Raw genomic sequence first — 20244 nt, 5'->3', positions numbered from 1 at the left:
ACTCAGCATAACATCTTGCCCACATGAAAAATCCACCAAATGTCACGCTACCCAGTCTGATTCCGAAAGGTCTATTATCGTACACAGCGAAATCTAAATTGGGATGAGCGATGAAGACTAGCACCATGAAGAGCCGTATCAGCAATAGCCTGACGCTGTCGGCATCGGAACAAGACCGCATATACCGCGCCAATCGCGTCTGCTTGCGTGCCTTGGAGGTGCTGGAGGACGAGGATGCCGCTCGCGCATGGATACGCCGCAGCAATCGGACGCTGGGCCGTCCCACGGCTTTGATACATCAGGCCAGCGCTTCCTTCGCCGCCTGCTCCGGCGTCAAGCCATCGTAGAACAGGTCCGTGAACCACTCGACCTGCTCTTCGATATGCTCTTGCGCCTGTTCCTGCGTGGCGCCGCCCTTCACCAGGAAGCCCTCCACTTCGATACACCAGTGGATCAGTTCCAGGGTTTCCGGGTCCAGCTCTTCTTTTTTCTTTGCCATGATAGTTCTCTACATCGTGATGGATACAAGCCGCCAGTGTAACAGGCGGCCCGACTACTTCGCCGGATACAGCACCACCTGCACATAATTATTGGTGTCGAAGTAGCGCCTGGCGGCGTCCTTCAACTCGGCCGCCGTCAACGCCCCGACGCGCGATTCATAGGTCAGCACATCGGCCGGATCGGTCTTGTTGAAGAAGGCGTTCATCAACACCGCCATCCAGTAGCCGTTCTCGCGCAAGCCCTTGCGGTAGTTCTCGATCCACGAAGCCTTGACCTTGGCCAGGTCCGCGTCCTCGGCGCCGTCCTCCTTGATCTTGTCGATCTCCGCGAAAGTCGCCGCCAGCACCTTGTCGACGTTCTCCGGCGCGCATGGCAGGTTGGCCGTGATCGAATAGTTCTGGTACGGGATGCGCTCCATGTTGCCACGCACGCCGCCGCTGTACATCGCGCCCATCTTCTCGCGCAGCACCTCGATCAATTTGATGTTCAGTACCTCGATCAGCGCCTGCAAGCGCATGCGCTCCTGCGACGAGAACGACGCCTCTCCGGTAAAGGACAGCGAGATCGTGCTCTTGGGCTCAGAGCCCGCGTGCACTTCCTTCTTGATCACGCCACGCACCGGGCGCACACCCTCGTCCTTGAACGCCACCGGAATATCGCCCACCGGCAGGCTGGCCAGGTAGGTCGCAATCAGGGGCTTGACCTTCTCCACATCGAAGCTACCCGCCATGAAGAAGGTAAAGCCCTTGGCGCTGGACATGCGGCTGTTGTAGATGTCGACCACGCGGTCCATGCCCAGCTGGTCGAAGTCGGCCGGCTTCGGCGCCCGCTGCACGCGCGGGTTGTTGTTGTACAGCGTGGCCGTGATGGTATCGCCGAAGATCGACTCCGGCCGCGCCATATTGTTCTTCGCCAGTTCGCGCTGACGATCGACGTAGGCGCTGTAGATCGCCGCATCCTTGCGCGGCTGCGTCATGTTCAGGTACACCAGTTGCAGCATGGTCTCGACATCGCCGCTGCCCGAACCGCCGCTGACGGTCTCGTTGATCGAGCTGACGCTGGCGTTGGCGCCCGCCGTCTTCCCGGCCAACACCTTCACCAGATCGCTCGGCGTGTAATCGCGCACGCCCATCTGATGCACGATGTTGCTGGCGTAGCGCGCGTTGAACAGGTCCTGGTCGCCGAACAGCGACCAGCCGCCGTAACGCAGGCCGGCCAGTATCACCTGGTCATTATTGAAGTCGGTCGGCTTCAGCACCACCTTGACGCCGTTGCTCAGAGTAAGCTCCGTCAGTCCCAACCTGGCGTTCACGCTCTCGCCGACGATGCTGCCGGCCTTGGGCGGCGCCGCCATCAGCTGGCTGGCATAGACCTTCTCATCCTGCGCCTTGACACTGATCTTCTCCGCCGCGCTGGCAGTCGCCAGCAGCTCGTCGGCCTTCGGCGCCGGCACGCCCGCCACCTCGGTACCGGTGTAGATCACCAGCTTGTTCTGGCTATCCGGGATCGCCGCCCGCACCGCGGCGTTCACTTCGGATAGCGCGATGCCCGGTATCAGCTCGCTGGCGTAGCGGTACTCCATCGCGATGCCGGGTATGGTCTCCTTGTCGAGGAAGTTGCGGATGTACTCTGCGGCGTAGCCCGCCGAATCGGATTTATCGCGCTCGTTGTACATGCGCTCGTAGTTGCGCAATATGCCTTTCTTGGCCCGCTCCACTTCGGACGCGGTAAAGCCGTACTGGCGCGCGCGCTGGTCTTCCTGCACCAGTGCGTTGATCGCCGGCGTGACGCCGCCCTTGCCCAGCACCGCACCAGCGCCGAACGAGCGGTAGCCGCGCATCACGGAGCTCATGCCGCTGCCGCCTTGCAGGAACGGTGGATTGGCTTGCTGCGTCAACTCGTGCATGCGTTGGCTGAGGATGAAGCTGTACATGTTCTCGATCAGCTTCTGGCGATAGTCGGCGATGGTGGCACCGGCCGGCCATTCCTGGATCGGGTAGCGTATGTAGACCGAGTTCGCGCCGATCTCCTTGTCCGTGAACACCACGCCTTCGGATTCCGCGCGCTCGGGTATCCTGGCGTACTCGCGCGGGCGCTCGTTCTGCGGATTTTTCAGGCCGCCGAAATGCTGGGTGATCAGCTTTTCCGCATCGGCCGGTTCGATATCGCCGACCACCACCACCGCCATCAGATCCGGACGATACCAGTCGCGGTAGTAGCGCTTGACGGCGTCGTGCCTGAAGGTCTTGAGGATGTCCTCTTTACCGATCGGCATGCGCTGTGCATAGCGCGAGCCATTGAGCACCTTCGGCAGCAGCACCTTGTTCATGCGGTCGTCCACGCCTTTGCCCATCCGCAGCTCCTCCAGCACGATACCGCGTTCGCTGTCGATGTCGGCGTCGTTGAACGACAGGCCATGCGCCCAGTCCTCCAGCACCTGGAAGCCCTGCTTCACCACCTCCGGCTTATCGGTTGGCAGCGGCAGGATGTAGACGGTTTCGTTGAAGGTGGTGTAGGCATTCAGGTCGGCGCCGAACTTCACGCCTATCGACTGCAGGTAGGACACCAGTTCGTTGCGCTTGAAATGGGTCGAGCCGTTGAAGGCCATATGCTCGGTGAAGTGCGCCAGGCCTTGCTGGTCGTCGTCTTCCAGGATCGAGCCGGCCTTCACCACCAGCCGCAGCTCGAGCTTCTTCTCGGGACGGGTGTTCTTCTGCACGTAGTAAGTGAGGCCGTTGGGCAGCGTGCCCACCTTGACCTGCGGCCCGACCGGTACCAGATCGCTCAATTTCAACGGCGGCTGATCGGCGGCTTGCGCCATGAAGGAACACGCCAGAAGAACGGCGGCGGCGGCGCTACGCATTGTCATCAGCTTCATCTAATTTAACTCCGAGAAACCTCGTCCTTCCGGACGGGAAGTGAAAGGAGTCAACTGCGAATTGCACAGCAATTCGGGCACGATAAAAAGCCATGCCGACGCAGCTGAACTCAGGTTGATTAAAACGGGAACCAGCTCTAACTCTGTTGGTCAAACAAACATGAAACTGGTATACCGCTATCGTGTGAAGTCGCAGACCGGCCTGCTGAACCAGCAGTCGCGAACGGTCAACTTCGTCTGGAACTACTGCAACGAAAGGCAGAAGGATGCGTTGCGTTTCAATCGCCGCTGGCATACGGGTTTCGATTTGATCAAGTTGACCACCGGCTGCAGCAAGGAGCTTGGTCTGCATTCCGGTACAGTCAACGACGTGTGCCAGCAGTACGCCAAATCGCGCGCCCAGTCGCACCGTCCCTATCTGCGCTACCGGGGACGCAAGTCTCTGGGCTGGGTGCCGCTCAAGGGCCGTGAACTGAAGCGCGAGGGTAATGCCTTCCGCTTCGCCGGGAATACCTTTCGGGTGTTTTATTCGCGCCCTCTCCCCGAAGGTAAGATCCTCGATGGTACAAACTTCTCCCGCGATCGCCGGGGCAACTGGTTCCTGAACATTACGTTGGAAGTGGTGGAGCCACCTGCGAGAGTCCCGGTGTGCGCCATCGGCATTGATTTCGGCTTGAAGGACTTCGCCACGCTGTCGAACGGCGACAAGATCGCCTCGCCGCAAATCTACCGGGAGGCCGAAGCGACGCTGGCGATGGCGCAGCGTGCGTGCAAGAGACGACGAGTTAAGGCCATCCATGCCAAGATCGCCAACCGTCGCCACGATTTTCTTCACAAGCTTTCCATTCGCTTGGTCCGCGATTTCGACTACATCGTGGTCGGCAATATCCATGCCGCCGCCCTCGCCAAAACCAGCATGGCGAAATCTGTTCTTGATGCAGGCTGGTCGTCCCTTCGTAATCAACTGGCGTACAAGGCTGTTAAGCATGGCGCCTGGTTCGAGGAAGTAGACGAACGTTTCACCACCCAGATCTGCTCGAATTGTGGCGCGATGCCCGATTCGCGGCCGAAAGGTATCGCAGACCTTGGAGTAAGAGCATGGCGATGCAGTGATTGCGGTGCTGAACATGATCGTGATCTTAATGCTGCGTTAAACATTCTCCGTCGCGGACGTGCGACGCTGGCAGCAGGAATCCCCGTACCTTAGGGCGGGGAGGACGTCAAACCCGTTGCAAAAATAAGAAGGAAAAAGCTACCTTACACTGAAATTCTTAATTTGGGCTAGAATCCTTCCTCGCCTGCCAGCCGGCAGGATATAACGACGTCTTCGGGGCGGGGTGCGATTCCCCACCGGCGGTAAAGCCAGCAATGGCCAAGCCCGCGAGCGCCTTCTCACGAAGGGTCAGCAGATTTGGTGTGATTCCAAAGCCGACGGTATAGTCCGGATGAAAGAAGATGTGCGGTGACGCGGCCTCCTGCCCGAGCGATCGGTGTGGCGGGCCGCGCGTATTCGCTTGCCCTGTCGCGTTTTTCGCCAATTTGCGAGGAGCGTTTCACATGTTAGACCAACAATCCGCAGTATCCCCCTACTCCCTGGTATCGGACGATCTGGAAGGCCGCATCGCCGCGGCGCTGGAAGCCATGCGCGCCGGCGTGCCCGTGATCCTGCTCGACGATTTCGACCGCGAGAACGAAGCGGACCTGATCGTCGCCGCCGAAAAAATCACCGTGCAATCGATGGCCATGATGATCCGCGAATGCAGCGGCATCGTCTGCCTCTGCCTGAGCGCCGACAAGGTGCGCGCGCTGGAACTGCCGATGATGGCCGCCGACAACGGCAGCCGTTACGGCACGCCGTTCACGGTGTCGATCGAAGCGCGCGACGGTGTGACCACCGGCGTTTCGGCGGCGGACCGCGTCACCACCATCCGCACCGCCATCGCGGCCGATGCGCAACCGCGTGACCTGGTCCATCCCGGCCACGTTTTCCCGCTGCGCGCCACGCCCGGCGGCGTGCTGGCCCGCAAAGGCCACACCGAAGGCTCGGTGGACCTGGCGACCATGGCCGGCCTCAATCCGGCCGCCGTGCTGTGCGAGTTGATGAACCCCGACGGCACCATGATGCGCGGCGCCGACATCGAGCAATTCGCCGAACTGCACGGCATGCCCATCCTGACCATCGCCGAGATGATCGAATGGCGCACCACGCGCGGCGTTTAAGCCGGCTTGCCCAGCTTGATGTAGCGGTACACCAGCACTAGCGCGCCCGCGTAAGCCGCAGAAATCAAGCTAAACGCAAGCGGCAAACGCCACGCCCACTCGGGCACCATGTGCATCACGGTGCCCATCATCGCCACGCCGACCAGGGCGCCGATCTGACGATTGGCGTTCAACGCGGCGGCGGCGCTGTTGGAGTGCGCCTTGCCCGCCACCAGCATCACCGTGGTGGTCATGCCCGGAATCGCGACACCGATGGCGACGTTCATAATCGCCGCCGTCAGCGCCAGCAGCCAGTATGGCGTTTGCGGGGTCAGGCCGATCAGCATCAGCACGGCCATGCCCAGTCCCACCATCAAACCAAGCAGCATAGGCGGCCTTGAGCCGACCCGCGCCGCGATGCGTCCCGAGATCAGGTTGCCGACCGCGAAGGCGGCCATCATCGGTATCAGCTTCAGCCCGGTGTGCAGCGCATCGGCGCCGGACTGCTGGATGTATAGGCTGATCAGGAACAACTGGCCGAACACCGCAAAATTAATCAGGAAGCCCACGCCGTTGGCCGCGGCAAACACCGGCGTTTCGAATAGCGCCCGTGGCAACAGGGGATGCGCGCCGCTGCGCTCGCGCCGCACCAGCAGAAAAACCGAGGCCACGGTCACCACAAAGGCGACCAGCACCGGCGCCGCGCCCCAGCCCAGCGCCGGGCCTTCGATCAGCACAAAGCTCAACGCCGCCAGCGCGGCCATGCCCAGCAGATGGCTCAGCATCGACAGCGCCCGTTCCATGCGCGGCGTGGCAGGCGCCACCAGCTGCGTCAACACGATGCCAAGCAGGCCGATAGGCACGTTCACCCAGAACACGCTGCGCCAGCCGAATTCGTGTACCAGCAGGCCGCCCACCAGCGGACCGGAGGCCGACGAACAACCGACGATCGCCGACCACGTGGCCAGCATGCGCGCGCGGGTGGCTTGGTCCTCATAAGCGTGCGTCAGCAGGCTCAGTGAACTCGGCATGAACAGCGCCGCACCCGCGCCTTGCAGCAGCCGCGCGGCGATCAACGCATTGCCGCTGGGGGCCACGGCGCACAGCACCGAACCCAGAATGAACACGCTCAAGCCGCCCTGGTAGACGTTTTTCGGGCCATAGCGGTCGGCCAGCGCGCCGCCGGCCATCAGCAGCGCGGCGAAGGTCAGCGTATACCCGTCCACCACCCACACCAGGCCGGTGAGCGGCACACCGAGGCTGAGCGAGATATCGGACAAAGCGGTATTGACGGCGGTGACATCGATCATCGCCATCACGAAGCCGATGGCCAGTGTCATCAACACCAGCAAGGCGGGAATCTGGCGCGGCTGGATTGCCGGCGCCAAGGTGCCAGGGTTATTCATGATGCATCCTTCAGTGAGTATGCATTGATGTTAGCCTTCTTGTATGATGCAGTAAATACGCATAATATCGGCACCTCGATGCAAAAATGCATCACCACCGGAAACCCGCATGGATTGGGACAACGCCAGGATTTTCCTGGCCATCTACCGCAAAGGCACGCTGCGCTCGGCCGCCGCCGCCCTCGACATCGACCAGGCCACCGTCGGCCGGCGCCTCAACGCGCTGGAAAAATCGCTGGGCGCGCGCCTGTTCCTGCGCACGCCGTCCGGCTACCTGGCCACGCCCGCCGGCGAACTGGCCGTCACCGCCGCCGAATTGATGGAGCACGCCGCCCTGCAATTCCAGCGCGAGATGCAAGGCATCGACAATCGCCTGTCCGGCATCGTCCGCGTCAACACCTCGGACACCATCGCCAGCCACTCGGTGCTGGGCGCCATGCAGCGCCTGCACGCCATGCATCCGGAGATACGCATCGTCCTGAGCACCAGCACCGAGATCACCAACCTGACCCGGCGCGAGGCCGACCTGGCGGTGCGGACGCTCAAGCCCACCAGTCCCGACCTGATCTCGCGCCACCTGACCCGCCGCAGCATGGCCCTGTACGCAACGCCCGCCTACCTGGCCGAACGCGGCATGCCGGTCCAGGGCAACGGCATGCAGGGGCACGACATCGTCGTCTATCAAGGCTCGGTGGCGCCGCGTCACATGGAGAAGCTGTGCATGGAGCCGATCGCCAACGCCCGCGTGGCGATTGAAGTCAACAGCGGCATGGTGATGCTGGACGCCGCCCGGCGCGGCATGGGCGTGGCCGAACTGCCCTGCCACATGGCCGACGGCGATCCGCAGCTCACCCGCATCTGGCCCGAGCGCGTCGACCACTACGATGTCTGGCTGGTGATGCACAGCGACCTGAGTCGCAGCGCCCGCGTGCGCGCCGCCGCCGACGCCATCATCGCCACCTTCGCCGAAGAATAGCCGTCCGTGGCGGACATGCGCCGGCACTGTCGCGGTGCTAAGATGTCAAGATGAGCATAGAAGCAGCTATCCCGTCTGCGCTGAAGCGCCCGATCCATGCGACCGTCAACTTGCTGAACAGGTGGTGGCGGCTGCTGCAGTTCGCGGTGCTGATGCTGTCGCTGGCTTTGAGCCCCGCCAGCTACGCCGGCGCCAACCGCAACCTGCTGGCGCGCCACATCGTGCGCGACACCGCGCCCAACCTGGCCTGGTACGGCGTGCTGTCGGCGCTGGTCAGCCTGGTGCTGATCCGCATCGTGGTGGTCACGTCGCAGAGCTACGGCCTGTCGCGCTTCGCGCTGGAGATGGTGGTACGCGTGCTGGTGCTGGAACTGATCCCGCTGACCGCCGCCGCCTTCGTCGCCCTGCGCACCACCTTGCCGGCGGGACTGGAGTTCTCGCAAGGCCGCAACAACGCCGACAACACCAGCGACGACGAACTGCACCAGGAGTTCTTCCCGCGCGTGGCCGCCGGCGTGTTCGCCGTCTGGATGCTGGCCGCCGTCAGCTGCGTCATGACGCTGATCCTGGCCTACCTGTCGCTGTACGGCTTCACGCCGTGGGCGCTGCCCGGCTACACCCGGGTGGTCGGCCAGGTCTTCAATCCGGCGGTGGCGCTGATCCTGATGCTGAAGATCGTCTTCTTCAGCTTTGCGGTCGGATTGATACCGATGGCCTCCTCCTACTACTTCGGCGCCAGCTATCGCGCCAAGGTCACGCACGGCCTGTACGACATGGTGCGGCTGTTCGCCGTGATGCTGCTGATCGAAATCGCCTCGTTGATGGGCAACTACTACTGAGCGGAATGGAATAATGACCGAACCAACAAACGAAGCGGCGCCGGTGCGCAACGCGGAATTCAAGGCGGCTTTGCTGCTGGTGCTGATGGTGGTGCTGGTGGCCGGGTCGGCGCTGTACCTGATGTACGCGCGCGGCGCCTTCGAATCAACGCAGACGCTGGTGCTGCAGGCGGACGACTCGGAAGGCGTCAGCGTCGGCATGGACGTCACCTTCGCAGGCTTCCCGATCGGCCGCGTGCGCCGCATAGAACTGGGCAAGGATGGCAAGGCGCGCGTGATCGTCGACGTGCCGCGCAACGATGCGCACTGGCTGCGCAGCTCCAGCATCTTCACGCTGGAACGCGGCCTGGTGGGCGGCGCCAAGCTGCGCGCCTTCAGCGGCATTCCGACCGATCCGCCGCTGGAAGACGGCGCCGCCCGCGCGCTGCTGGTCGGCGACGCCGGCGCGGAGATTCCGCGTCTGCTGGCCGCCGCCAAAGACCTGCTGGAAAACCTCAACGCGCTGACGGCGGAAAACTCAGCCTTGGCGGCGAGCCTGGCCAACGTCCAGGGCGTCACCGGCAAGCTCAATGGCCCCAACGGCGCCATGGGCCTGATCGCCGGCGACGACAAGAACGCACAGCAACTGGCGGAGCGCGCCAACAAGCTGCTGATCACCGTGAACGCACTGGCCACCAAGGCCGATAGCCTGATCGGCCACGCCGACACGCAAGTCTTCGGCAAGCAAGGCGTGATGACGGACGCGCAAGCGACCATCGTGCAGCTCAATGGCCTGCTGGCCGACGCCCGCAACAGCCTGAAGAAAATGGACGCGGTGCTGATAGAGGCGCAGGCCATCGGCGCCAACGCCAAGGAAGCCACGGCCGATCTGGGCACGCTGCGCGACGAGGTGGAAAGCAGCTTGCGCCGGGTCGAACAACTGGTCAATGAGATCAACCGCAAATGGCCGTTCAAGCGCGACACGGAGATCAAGCTGCCATGAAGACCATCACCTCCCTGATCGCCACGCTGATCGCAGCCGCCCTGCTGGCCGCCTGCGGCAACAACCCGCCGGTGCCGGACTGGCAAATGAACGCGCAAAGCTCCATCGAACGCTCGACCGCCGCCTACATGTCCGGCAACGCCCGCGTGGAAGCGGCCGAGTACCAGCGCGCCCGCGAAGCGCTAGCCAGCACCGGCAAGGTCGACCTGATGATACGCGCCGAATTGATACGTTGCGCCGCCCGCGTCGCGTCGCTGGTATTCGAGGAGTGCACCGGCTACGATAAATTATCGCAAGACGCCGGCCCGGCCGACCGCGCCTACGCCGCCTACCTGTCCGGCCGCGCCACCACCGCCGATGCCGCCCTGCTGCCGGCGCAGCACCAACCGGTTGCCTCCGCGTCCAGCGACGCAGCCGCCGCCAGCGCCGCGCAAGCCATCGCCGACCCGCTCTCCAAACTGGTGGCCAGCGGCGTGCTGCTGCGCGCCGGCAAAGCCACGCCGCAAATCCTCAGCGGCGCCGTGGACACCGCCTCCGCCCAAGGCTGGCGCCGGCCACTGCTGGCGTGGCTGGGCGTACAGGCCATGCGCGCCACGCAGGCAGGCGACACCGCGGAAGCCCAACACATCCAACGCCGTATCAACCTGATAACAGAGAAGCCACTATGACAACCGCCATATCCGCCGTCGACGTCCCTCCGAACAGTGAAATCGCCAGCCGCCTCGCCGGCGCCTACTACTACGACTCTTACGAAACAACGATCAAACCCACATCGCAATCCGCGCTGGAGCTGTACTTGCAGGTGGTGGCCGGGACGCCGGCATGGATCAACACCATGATGGCGCTGCGTAATCGCGTGGTCGCCCTGTTCGGACTGAAAAACCTTGGTGGCCTTGGCGACGTCGATGCCGCCAAGCCGGCAGCTGTCTACCGCGTCGGCGACCGTGTCGGCATTTTCACGATCCGCTACCTGAGCGAACAGGAAGTCATCCTCGGCGACAGCGACAAGCACCTGCGCGCCGAAGTCTCCGTTTGCAAAGCGCAGGACAAAGTCGCCGTCACCACCGTGGTCCACATCCACAACCTGCTGGGCCGGGTCTACATGCTGTTTGTAGCGCCCATGCACCGGCTCATCGTGCCCGCGTCGCTGAGGAACGCCCGTTTTCTGTAGGCCGGCTTCTGCTAGAATCTCGCCCCATGAACACCCGACTCATCTACTCCACTGAAACCGGCCGCATGTGCCCCGATTGCGGGCAGCCGGTCGCCGATTGCCGCTGCAAGGCCGCAGCCAAATCCAAGCCCGCCGGCGACGGCGTCGTGCGCGTGTCGCGCGAATCGAAGGGCCGCGGCGGCAAGACCGTCACGCTGGTGAAGGGCCTGGCGCTGGACGCCATCGCTCTCGCCCTGCTGGGCAAACAACTGCGCAGCGCCTGCGGTTCCGGCGGCACCGTCAAGGACGGCGTCATCGAAATCCAGGGCGACCACTGCGACCTAGTGATGGAAGCCCTGAAAAAACAAGGCCACCAACCCAAGCGCACTGGCGGCTAGCGGGTACGCTGGTTCGATAGGTAGATATTGTCGCGTTCCAGCTTGCTGCCGTCACGCACTGCGGCCTGCCAGGTTTCGGTGCTCACCACCGCGCCGAAGTTGGAATGAAACACCGTGTTGAACACGCGGTGGATTTCTTCCGCACTAACCTTGCCGGCCGCGTTCTCGTACGGCAGCGCACCGGTGGCGTCCTCCAGAACTTCCACTTGCAAGCCGCGATGCATCGCCTCGTAGATGGTGGACGCATTGCAGTTGTGCGTCATGTAGCCGACGATGGTCAGCGTATCGATGGCGTTTTCCTTGATCCATTCGGCCAGGTCCGTGCCAGTGAACACGCTCGCCATTTTCTTATTGATGAAATGGTCGTGCGCGCGCTGTGCCACCACGGGATGTACCTTCCAGCCATCCGAGCCAAGGCCGAAGATCGGCGAGGTTTCCGGCGCGTCGTGCTGCACCACCACCACGGGGACGCCCGCCTCGCGCGCGGCGTCCATGGCGCGGCCGATATTCGGCAGCGAGGTCTCAACCGGCGGATATTCAATCTTCATCTTGCCGGTGAAGTACTCGTTTTGTACGTCGATCACGATCAAGGCACGGCGTGGGGTTGCGGTCATGATTTTCTCCTGTAGGATAAGGCGGAAGCGCCCGGTGAGTGACATTGTCCGTCGCCGTGCAGTTATTCAAAAGTGGCCCGAAGGCCACCATGCGATATAATCAGGCCATGTCCGCACGCACCTCGCCCATCCAGAAATTCCGCATCGCCGTCATCGCCTTCGACGGCATCAACCCTTTTCACCTGTCGGTGCCGTGCCAGGTATTTGGCGCCCAGCGCGCCGACTGCGAGAGCGCCACCTTCGACGTCAAGGTGTGCGCGGAAGACCCGGGGGCGCCGCTGACCACGACGGCCGGCTTCGAAATCGTCGCGCCCCACGGCCTTGCCGCCCTGGCCCGCGCGGATATCGTCATCCTGCCGTCGTGGCATTCCGACTGCCGCCCGGCGCCCGCCAGCCTGCTGCAAGCCTTGCGCAAGGCCCATCAGCGCGGCGCGCAGGTAGTTGGCCTGTGCATAGGCGCGTTCCCGCTGGCGGAAGCGGGCCTGCTGGACGGCCACACGGCCACCACGCACTGGGCCAACGCCGACATCATGGCCGAGCGTTACCCCAAGGTCCGGGTCGACCGTGAAGTCCTGTATGTCGATGAAGGGAAAGTGGTCACCTCGGCCGGCGTGGCGGCGGGTCTTGACTGCTGCCTGCACTTGCTGCGGCAGCTGTGCGGAGCGGAGATCGCCACTCGCGTGGCGCGGCAGATGGTGGTCGCCCCGCACCGCCAAGGTGGACAAGCGCAGTTCATCGAGCGTCCGCTGCCCGTCAACGGCAGCGACGACCGATTCGCGCAGGTACTGGCATGGGTAGAAGAGGATCTGACGCAGAACCACAGCATCGACGCGCTGGCCGAACGCGCCCTGATGAGCCGCAGGAACTTCACCCGCCACTTCCGCCAGGCCACCGGCACCTCGGTCAAGCAATGGCTGCTCAACCAGCGGCTGGCCCACGCCCAGCATCTGCTCGAGAGCAGCGAAGTGTCGATCGAGATGGTGGCGCAGCAGGCGGGGTTTGGTTCCGCGCTGTCGCTGCGCCAGCATTTCCGGGCGGCGTTGCGGACCTCGCCGTCGGAGTATCGCAAGTTGTACCGCTCCTCCGTACTGGATTGACGGCGCGGGAGCCTATTCCCCGGCTGCGGCGGCGGCTTCGCGCAGCTTGTCCTTCTTGCTCTTGCGCTTGCCCTTGATGCCGCCGTTGACGGTGTCCGTCACCGAATCGGCGGCCACCGGCGGCAGCGTCTCCACCGGTTCGAAGCCGGCGATCTCCTCGCGCGGCAGCAGAATCTCCTGGCGCTTTTCGATCAGGCGGAAATGCTGTTCCGTTTCCGCGCTGACGAAGCTGATCGCCACGCCGCTCTCGCCCGCGCGGCCGGTGCGGCCGATGCGGTGCGTGTAGTCCACCGCCGAACGTGGCAGGTCGTAATTGACCACCGCCGGCAAGCGGGCGATGTCGATACCGCGCGCCGCCACGTCGGTCGCCACCAGCACCTGCAGGCGGCTGGCCTTGAAATCGCCCAGCACCTCGGTGCGCGCGCCCTGGCTGAATTCACCGTGGAAGGCGCCGGCGCGGATGCCGTTGCGGTTCAGCTTATCGGCCACATGCTCGGCCGCGTACTTGGTCGCCACGAACACCAGCACCCTGCTCCACTTGTGCTCCTGGATCAGATGCTTGAGCAGCATGGTCCGGCGCGGCACATCGACCATGATCGCGCGCTGCTCAATATCGGGTTTGCTCAGTGGTTCGGACAGCACCTCGATGCGCGTCGGCTGGTGCAGCATGCCGTCGGCCAGCGCCTGCACCGCCGGCGGGAAGGTCGCCGAGAAGAACAGGTTCTGGCGCTGCTTGGGCAGCAGTTCCAGGATGCGGTTCAATTCTTCGCTGAAGCCCAGGTCCAGCAGGCGGTCCGCCTCGTCCAGCACCAGCATCGCCGTGCGCGAGATCTTCAGCGCATTGTGGTCGATCAGGTCCAGCAGCCGGCCCGGCGTGGCGACCACGATATCGACGCCGCCGCGCAACGCCATCATCTGAGGATTGATCGACACGCCGCCGAACACGATCGACACCTTGACCTGCATCGGCAGATGCGCCACCAGCTTGCGGATCGACTCGCCCACCTGCGCCGCCAGCTCGCGCGTCGGCACCAGGATCAGGCCATGCAGCTGGCGCGCGCCGTTGCGGTTGTCCAGCAGCGATTGCAGCAGCGGCAGCGCGAAGGCGGCCGTCTTGCCGGACCCGGTCTGTGCCGCGCCCAGCACGTCCTCCCCGCGCAAAATGGCGGGAATGGCGGCGCTCTGGATGGCGGTCGGCTCCTGGTAACCGATTTCGGTGACGGCGTTAATCAGTGAGGGAGCAAGGCCCAGCGAAGAAAAAGACATGTTGGCCTTCATAGTGTGAATTTGCCGACAGTATAAAGCATGCTAGATGCATTTCCCCCGTAGCTTGGCGATCGGAATGAACGGCAACGCCAGAATGCCAGTCAGGAAAAATGTCGGTTGCCGCTTCAGTCCTTCCGAATGCAGGCAGTCCGGCACCTTCGCCTCCTTGAAGGCCGCGGTCATGATATCGCTGCTGCGACTGGCGCCGCCGCCGAACACCGCAACCTCGCGCGGCAAGGACTGCGGCGGGATCTCGGCCGCCATTGCCTCGGCGACCGCCTTGCGCAGCGCCGGATCGACGTGGCCCTCCATCGCCTTCACGGCAGCCGGCGCAACGACGGCGTCGAGGTAGGCATCCTTCTTCACATCGTCAGCCCATGCGCTTGATACGATGAGAATCGACGCCAATACAACACATCCACGCATAAGAATTTCACCCCGTAATTAGCCAGACGGATCATTATCGTGCAAAAATAGCTCATCTAGTTAAGAAAAATACCATGATCAATTGGGATGCCCACGCTTGCCTGCCGCAACATCCGCAGGCCGACTTCACGCCCGTCCAGCGGCTGCACGCCGCCGGGGTGAACTACGTCTCGCTCAACGTCGGCGGCGATATGAACCCGATCTCGCAAGTGATGTCCGTGATCGCCGGCTACCGCGCCACCATCGACTCCGATCCGGACCGCTACGTCCTCATTTCCAGCGTGGACGACGTGATCCAGGCCGCCGCCGACGGCCGCATCGCCATCAGCTTCGACCTGGAAGGCGCGATGCCGCTGCTCGACCAGCCGGAGATGATCGCCCTGTACGCCCAGCTGGGCGTGCGCCAGATCCACTTCGCCTACAACCGCAACAACAACGTCGCCGACGGCTGCCACGACCTGCCGCGCGGCCTGACGCCGCTCGGCTACAGCATGGTGAACGCCGTGAACGACGCTGGCATCCTGATGGACTGTTCGCATACGGGCCGGCTGTGCAGCCTCGATATCATGGCCGCGTCGTCGCAGCCGGTGATCTTCAGCCACGCCAATCCGTATGCGCTGGTGCAGCATGGGCGCAACGTCACCGATGAACAGATCCGCGCCTGCGCTGCCACGGGCGGCGTGGTGTGCGTGTCCGGCCTGTCGTGGTTCCTGGGCAAGGAGCATCCTGGCGTCGACGATGTGGCGCGCCATGCGGCCTACGTCGCGGATCTGGTGGGCGTATCGCATGCCGGCATCGGCCTCGATATCTGCTTCCAGCAGCCAGGCCTGGACGACACCCCGCCCGGCGATTTCGACCCCGGCTACTGGTGGCCCGCCTCCGCCGGCTACAGCGCCAGCCGTCCGCCAACCTTCACGCCGCCGGAAGTCTGGCGCCAGCTGGCCGCCGCGCTGCGCAAGGTCGGCATGACCGACAGCGAGACCGAACTGGTCATGGGCCGCAACATGATGCGCGTGGCGCAGCAGGTCTGGAGCAAGCCGCAGGCGCTGTTGAAGGCCGCCTGACGATCAGGCGCTGAGCGCCTTCATCTCCGCATACAGGTTGGCCTTGCCCTCGAAGCCGATGCCGTTCAGGTCCGGCATCGTGATGTAGCCGTTGTCGACCCGGACGCCATCCGGGAAGCCGCCGAACGGCTGGAACAGGTCCGGGTAGGACTCATTGCCGCCCAGGCCCAGCCCCGCCGCGATGTTGAGCGACATCTGGTGGCCGCCGTGCGGGATGCAGCGCTTGCGCGACCAGCCATGCTCGTGCAGCATGTCCAGCGTGCGCAGGTACTCGACCAGGCCATAGCTCAACGCGCAGTCGAACTGCAACCAGTCGCGGTCCGCGCGCATGCCGCCGTAGCGTATCAGGTTGCGCGCATCCTGCATCGAGAACAGGTTCTCGCCGGTGGCCATCGGCTTGTCGTAGTAGTTGCGCAGCGTGGCTTGCAGTTCGAAGTCCAGCGGATCGCCCGCCTCCTCGTACCAGAACAGATCGTACTGCGACAAGGCCTTGGCGTAGGCAATGGCGGTATCGAGGTCGAAGCGGCCGTTGGCGTCCACCGCCAGCTTCTGGCCGTCGCCAAGCACGCTGAGGATGGAATCGATGCGGCGCAGGTCCTCGTCCAGCGAGGCGCCGCCGATCTTCTTCTTCACCACCGTGTAGCCACGATCGATGTAGCTGCGCATCTCGTCCTTCAGCGCATCGTGGCTCTGGCCCGGATAGTAGTAGCCGCCCGCCGCGTAGACGAAGATCTTCTTGTCCGGCGTGCCGTTGCCGTAGCGGTCCGCCAGCAGCTGGAACAAGGGCTTGCCTTCGATCTTGGCCACCGCATCCCAGATCGCCATATCGATGGTGCCGATCGCCACCGAGCGTTCGCCGTGGCCGCCCGGTTTCTCGTTGGTGTACATGCAGTCCCACACCTTGTGCGGATCGAGGTTGGTGCCGGCGTCGTTCATCAGCGAGATCGGATCGGCCTCCAGGATGCGCGGGATGAAGCGCTCACGCATCAGCATGCCCTGGCCATAGCGGCCGTTGGAGTTGAAGCCATAGCCCACCACAGGCTTGCCGTCGCGGATCACGTCGGTGACCACCGCCACCAGGCTCAGGGTCATCTTGCTGAAATCGATGTAGGCGTTGCGGATCGGTGAACTGATGGGTATGGTCTTTTCGCGGATCTCGATGATTTTCATTGTGCTGTCTCCAGTGGGCTAAGAATGGAAGCAAGCTTACTCTTGAAAAGCAGTCGTATAATTCACTGACATTTACTCCTTTATACACTTCAAGTGAATAATGACATCGTCTCCGAATTGTCCTTCTTTGTGCTGCTGGCGAAGCTGGGCAGCCTGTCCGCCACCGCGCGCGAGTTGGGCATCACGCCGCCCGCCGTCACCAAGCGCCTGATGCAGATGGAGCAGCGCCTCGGCGTGCGGCTGCTGAACCGCACCACCCGCCGCGCCAGCCTGACCAGCGAGGGCGAGACCTATCTGTCACAGGCCGTGCGCATCCTCGGCGACATCCGCGACATGGAGGAATCCGTATCGAGCAGCCGCGCCGCGCCCAAGGGCCTGCTGCGCGTGAACGCCACGCTGGGCTTCGGCCGCACCACCATCGCGCCGCTGGTTTCCGCCTTCTCGCGCCGTTATCCCGATGTGGAAGTACAGCTGCAACTGACCGACCGCGCCATCAACCTGGTGGAAGACGCCTACGACCTGGGCATCCGCTTCGGCGAACTGCCCGATACGCGGCTGGGCGCGCGCAAGATCCTCTCCAACCAGCGCTTCCTGTGCGCCTCGCCGGCCTACCTGAAGCGCCATGGCGCGCCCCGCCTGCCGCAAGACCTGGCCCAGCATCGCTGCATCCTGCACCGCCAGAACAACGACACCCACAGCACATGGAAGCTGGGCAAAGGCCGCAAGACCGAAACGGTGAAGGTGCACGGCAGCCTGTCCAGCAACGACGGCGACGTGGTGCTGGGCTGGGCGCTGGACGGCCACGGCATCCTGCTGCGCTCTGAGTGGGACGCCGCCAAGTACCTCGACAGCGGCCGCCTGCAAGTGGTGCTGGCCGATTACACCCTGCCCTCGGCCGACCTGTACGTCTATTATCCGAGCCGCCAGCAACAGCCGGCCCGCGTGCGCGCCTTCATCGACTTTCTGGCGGAGAGCGTACCGGCAGCCACTGCGCCACGCAAAAAGCCATCTCCGGCACGATAAACAGCCAAAGCAGCGGCGCGCCGGTGACGGCCAGCGTCCAGGTCATCCAGGTCGAAAACAGCAGCCGCGCCAAGCCGTCGAAGCGGCCGAAGCGCTGCTGCGGGTCGCTGATGCGCAGCAGCGACCACACCAGCACCACGCTGCCGAGCAGGCAGGCGAACAGCACGTGGAACGGTTCGAACGCAGGCAAGGCTGCGCCGCCCAGCAACCGGTTGATGTCGTCCAGTTGCGTGCGGGCGTAGGCGAAGCTCCACGGCGTGGCGAAAGGCGCCGTCACGATCAGATCGTAGATGGCGCTGCCGAGTACAATTTTGCGGAAAGTCGATGATGCGAGCATGGCGTCTCCTGGAATATGGTGGAGCCATGCTAAAGCCTGAAGTACACTTCAAGGTCAATTGATATTTGGAGCCGGCCCTTTGCGGCCTACTCCGAAGTAACAGCTTTGACGTCGGCAACCCCATTGACCTCGGCGAAATGCTGGAGCGCGACGTCCAGCGCATCCATGAACTCGCGCACCATGATGGGCTTGGTCAGATAATTGAAGAACCCGGCTTCAATACCTTTTTCTATGTCCCGCGGCATGGCATTGGCCGACAAGGCGATCACCGGAATGTGCGAGGTTGCCGGATCGTCGCGCAACATTTTCAGCGCGCCGTAGCCGCTCATTCCCGGCAGGTTGATGTCCATCAGTATCAAATCGGGCAGATGTTTCTTGGCCATCAAAATGCCGAGATGACCCGTCACCGCGGTCATCAATTGCAGATCGTCCCGTCGTGCGATCAACTGCCCCACCAGCGCCAGATTGGCCGGATTATCCTCGACGTACAGTAGCGTGCGGCGATGGTCCAGGTCGCTCCAGGCGACCTGGTCGTCGCATCGGGCCGCCATTGCGCCCGGCAATTCCGTTTCCAGGCCAGGCGCTTCCGCCGCCAACAATTCGAACCAGAATTCACTGCCCACGCCGACGGCGCTGTCGACACCGATGCTGCCGCCCATCAGTTCGATCAATTTCTTGGTCACCACCAGTCCGATCCCGGTGCCTTCTTCGGTGCTGGCTTCCTGCCCCAGCCGGTTAAACGGCTGGAACAGGTGCGCCAGTTTATCTGCCTGCAGGCCCACGCCGGTATCGATCACGCTCACGCGTATGCGGCCGTCTGCTTCAAACCCGCAGTTCACCGTCACGGCGCCGCCGGGGCGATTGTATTTGATGGCGTTCGACATCAGGTTCACGATGACCTGCTTGACCCGCGTCCGGTCCGCGTGCACGAAGAATGGATGCTCGAAGCTCGGGAAATTCACGGCGATGCCACGTTGCTCCGCCTGAGGCGCCATCATGGCATTGCAATCGAGCAGCACCTCGGTGAGCGACATCGTCTCCTTGGAAAGGCTGACCTTGCCCGATTCGATCATCGCCAAATCGAGTATTTCGTTAATCAGGCGTAGCAGATACCAGCCGGCCTGCAGGATCTGATCGATCGAGGTTTTTTGCGCGCTGGACGGCGGCGGGACATCCGACGCCATCAGTTGCGCGAAGCCCAGCACGGCGTTCAGTGGCGTGCGCAATTCATGGCTCATGTTCGACAGGAATTCCGATTTGGCCAGGTTGGCGATTTCCGCCGCCGCCTTGGCGCTTTCCAATTCGATATTGTTTTCCTGCAGCCTGTGCTCAAACTGCTTGCGGTCGGTGACGTCGCGCGCCGCCGCGAACACCCCCTGCAGCTTGCGGTCGCGGTCGTGGAAGGTCGAGGCGTTGAACGACACCACGGTCTCGGAGCCTTCGCGCGACAGCGCGGTCAATTCATAGTTGGTGAGCTTGCCTTCGCGCAATACGCGCGAAATGCCGGCTTGCGCCCGGTCCGGATCGGTGAAGTAGTTCTTGAACGGCGCGCCGATCAGTTCATCACGGGTGCAGCCGGTCAGCGATTCCATCTGCTGGTTGACGTCGGTGATGATGCCGCGCGGGTCGGTGGCCATCAGCGCGTCGATATTCGACTCGATCAGCGAGCGGGTGTAGAACTGCTGATCGCGCAGGCGCTGGTCAAGCACCGCCTGTTCGGCCTCGACCTGCTTGCGCACGGTGTTGTCGGTGCCGATCAGCAGGTAGCCGATGATCTGCTCGCTGTCGTCGCGCAGGGCCGTCACCGACACCATCGCCGGGAAGCGGCTGCCGTCCTGGCGGATGTAGGTCAGCTCATAGATGTCCTCGATGCCGCGCGAGGCCTTGAACACCAGCGCCTCGAAGCCCGGCGTGATCG

At 63.3% G+C, this 20244-nt stretch carries 21 protein-coding genes and 1 riboswitch; of the genes, 12 read left to right on the top strand and 9 right to left on the bottom strand.

Annotated features, from left to right (window positions below):
• The first annotated feature begins 110 nt into the window (after window positions 1-110).
• On the top strand, window positions 111-347 hold the full coding sequence (locus KVP70_RS27810; protein ID WP_217945652.1) for a hypothetical protein: 237 nt from the start codon (window positions 111-113) through the stop codon (window positions 345-347).
• Here the strand turns inward: KVP70_RS27810 and KVP70_RS27805 are convergent.
• Window positions 299-499, bottom strand: a complete 201-nt coding sequence (locus KVP70_RS27805; RefSeq protein ID WP_020702248.1) for a hypothetical protein — start codon at window positions 497-499, stop codon at window positions 299-301. The two genes, KVP70_RS27810 and KVP70_RS27805, sit on opposite strands and share 49 nt — an antisense overlap.
• 54 nt (window positions 500-553) lie before the next feature.
• Complete coding sequence (locus KVP70_RS27800) at window positions 554-3379, bottom strand: M16 family metallopeptidase (RefSeq protein WP_217945651.1); 2826 nt, start codon at window positions 3377-3379, stop codon at window positions 554-556.
• A gap of 160 nt (window positions 3380-3539) precedes the next feature.
• On the opposite strand from KVP70_RS27800, the gene KVP70_RS27795 reads away from it, so the two are divergent.
• A complete protein-coding gene (locus KVP70_RS27795; protein ID WP_217945709.1) occupies window positions 3540-4586 on the top strand; it encodes an RNA-guided endonuclease InsQ/TnpB family protein in 1047 nt (348 codons plus the stop codon).
• Window positions 4587-4698: 112 nt separating this feature from the next.
• Window positions 4699-4840, top strand: a riboswitch (FMN riboswitch).
• A 96-nt stretch (window positions 4841-4936) separates the two neighbouring features.
• Entirely contained in the window at window positions 4937-5599 is a 663-nt protein-coding gene (gene ribB / locus KVP70_RS27790) for a 3,4-dihydroxy-2-butanone-4-phosphate synthase (RefSeq protein ID WP_217945650.1), read from the top strand.
• Here ribB and KVP70_RS27785 read toward each other — a convergent pair.
• On the bottom strand, window positions 5596-6984 hold the full coding sequence (locus KVP70_RS27785) for an MFS transporter (protein ID WP_217945649.1): 1389 nt from the start codon (window positions 6982-6984) through the stop codon (window positions 5596-5598). The genes ribB and KVP70_RS27785 overlap by 4 nt on opposite strands.
• A gap of 109 nt (window positions 6985-7093) precedes the next feature.
• Between KVP70_RS27785 and KVP70_RS27780 the strand changes: the two genes are divergently transcribed.
• From KVP70_RS27780 to KVP70_RS27755, 6 genes are read left to right on the top strand one after another with little or no spacing between them, the layout of a single operon-like run.
• Window positions 7094-7960, top strand: coding sequence for a LysR family transcriptional regulator (locus tag KVP70_RS27780; RefSeq protein WP_217945648.1), 867 nt, complete (start codon window positions 7094-7096; stop codon window positions 7958-7960).
• 50 nt (window positions 7961-8010) lie between these two features.
• Window positions 8011-8799 carry an MlaE family ABC transporter permease gene (locus tag KVP70_RS27775; protein ID WP_217945647.1) on the top strand — a complete coding sequence of 263 codons (789 nt, stop codon included), beginning with the start codon at window positions 8011-8013 and terminating at the stop codon, window positions 8797-8799.
• Between the two features lie 13 nt (window positions 8800-8812).
• Complete coding sequence (locus tag KVP70_RS27770; protein WP_217945646.1) at window positions 8813-9781, top strand: MlaD family protein; 969 nt, start codon at window positions 8813-8815, stop codon at window positions 9779-9781.
• Window positions 9778-10449 carry a hypothetical protein gene (locus KVP70_RS27765; protein ID WP_217945645.1) on the top strand — a complete coding sequence of 224 codons (672 nt, stop codon included), beginning with the start codon at window positions 9778-9780 and terminating at the stop codon, window positions 10447-10449. The genes KVP70_RS27770 and KVP70_RS27765 overlap by 4 nt, the downstream gene beginning before the upstream one ends.
• Window positions 10446-10952, top strand: coding sequence for a DUF2867 domain-containing protein (locus KVP70_RS27760; protein WP_217945644.1), 507 nt, complete (start codon window positions 10446-10448; stop codon window positions 10950-10952). The genes KVP70_RS27765 and KVP70_RS27760 overlap by 4 nt, the downstream gene beginning before the upstream one ends.
• A 26-nt stretch (window positions 10953-10978) precedes the next feature.
• Entirely contained in the window at window positions 10979-11329 is a 351-nt protein-coding gene (locus tag KVP70_RS27755) for a translation initiation factor Sui1 (protein ID WP_217945643.1), read from the top strand.
• On the opposite strand, the gene KVP70_RS27750 is transcribed toward KVP70_RS27755, so the two are convergent.
• Window positions 11326-11943 carry a cysteine hydrolase family protein gene (locus tag KVP70_RS27750; RefSeq protein ID WP_217945642.1) on the bottom strand — a complete coding sequence of 206 codons (618 nt, stop codon included), beginning with the start codon at window positions 11941-11943 and terminating at the stop codon, window positions 11326-11328. The two genes, KVP70_RS27755 and KVP70_RS27750, sit on opposite strands and share 4 nt — an antisense overlap.
• Window positions 11944-12050: 107 nt before the next feature.
• Here KVP70_RS27750 and KVP70_RS27745 point away from each other — a divergent pair, with 107 nt between their 5' ends.
• The gene (locus tag KVP70_RS27745) at window positions 12051-13040 is read left to right on the top strand and encodes a GlxA family transcriptional regulator (protein WP_217945708.1); all 990 of its coding nucleotides are present in this window, start codon (window positions 12051-12053) and stop codon (window positions 13038-13040) included.
• Between the two features lie 12 nt (window positions 13041-13052).
• Here KVP70_RS27745 and KVP70_RS27740 read toward each other — a convergent pair whose 3' ends face one another.
• Window positions 13053-14306 (bottom strand): DEAD/DEAH box helicase, encoded by a 1254-nt coding sequence (locus KVP70_RS27740; RefSeq protein ID WP_217945641.1) that lies wholly within the window; start codon window positions 14304-14306, stop codon window positions 13053-13055.
• Window positions 14307-14348: 42 nt separating this feature from the next.
• On the bottom strand, window positions 14349-14714 hold the full coding sequence (locus tag KVP70_RS27735; RefSeq protein WP_217945640.1) for a hypothetical protein: 366 nt from the start codon (window positions 14712-14714) through the stop codon (window positions 14349-14351).
• A gap of 92 nt (window positions 14715-14806) precedes the next feature.
• On the opposite strand from KVP70_RS27735, the gene KVP70_RS27730 reads away from it, so the two are divergent.
• Window positions 14807-15796 (top strand): dipeptidase, encoded by a 990-nt coding sequence (locus tag KVP70_RS27730; RefSeq protein ID WP_217945639.1) that lies wholly within the window; start codon window positions 14807-14809, stop codon window positions 15794-15796.
• A 3-nt stretch (window positions 15797-15799) separates the two neighbouring features.
• Here the strand turns inward: KVP70_RS27730 and KVP70_RS27725 are convergent, their stop codons facing one another.
• On the bottom strand, window positions 15800-16966 hold the full coding sequence (locus KVP70_RS27725) for a mandelate racemase/muconate lactonizing enzyme family protein (protein ID WP_217945638.1): 1167 nt from the start codon (window positions 16964-16966) through the stop codon (window positions 15800-15802).
• Between the two features lie 93 nt (window positions 16967-17059).
• On the opposite strand from KVP70_RS27725, the gene KVP70_RS27720 reads away from it, so the two are divergent.
• Window positions 17060-17989 (top strand): LysR family transcriptional regulator, encoded by a 930-nt coding sequence (locus tag KVP70_RS27720; protein WP_217945637.1) that lies wholly within the window; start codon window positions 17060-17062, stop codon window positions 17987-17989.
• Here the strand turns inward: KVP70_RS27720 and KVP70_RS27715 are convergent.
• Both KVP70_RS27715 and KVP70_RS27710 read right to left on the bottom strand, forming a co-directional pair.
• Window positions 17919-18326, bottom strand: coding sequence for a hypothetical protein (locus KVP70_RS27715; protein ID WP_217945636.1), 408 nt, complete (start codon window positions 18324-18326; stop codon window positions 17919-17921). The two genes, KVP70_RS27720 and KVP70_RS27715, sit on opposite strands and share 71 nt — an antisense overlap.
• Before the next feature lie 86 nt (window positions 18327-18412).
• The coding region (locus KVP70_RS27710) for a PAS domain S-box protein (RefSeq protein ID WP_217945635.1) at window positions 18413-20244 on the bottom strand (1832 nt) is incomplete at its 5' end.

The organism is Duganella violaceipulchra, from assembly GCF_019166075.1.
GTDB lineage: Bacteria > Pseudomonadota > Gammaproteobacteria > Burkholderiales > Burkholderiaceae_D > Rugamonas > Rugamonas violaceipulchra.
This window is presented reverse-complemented; position numbering and strand designations above follow the sequence as displayed.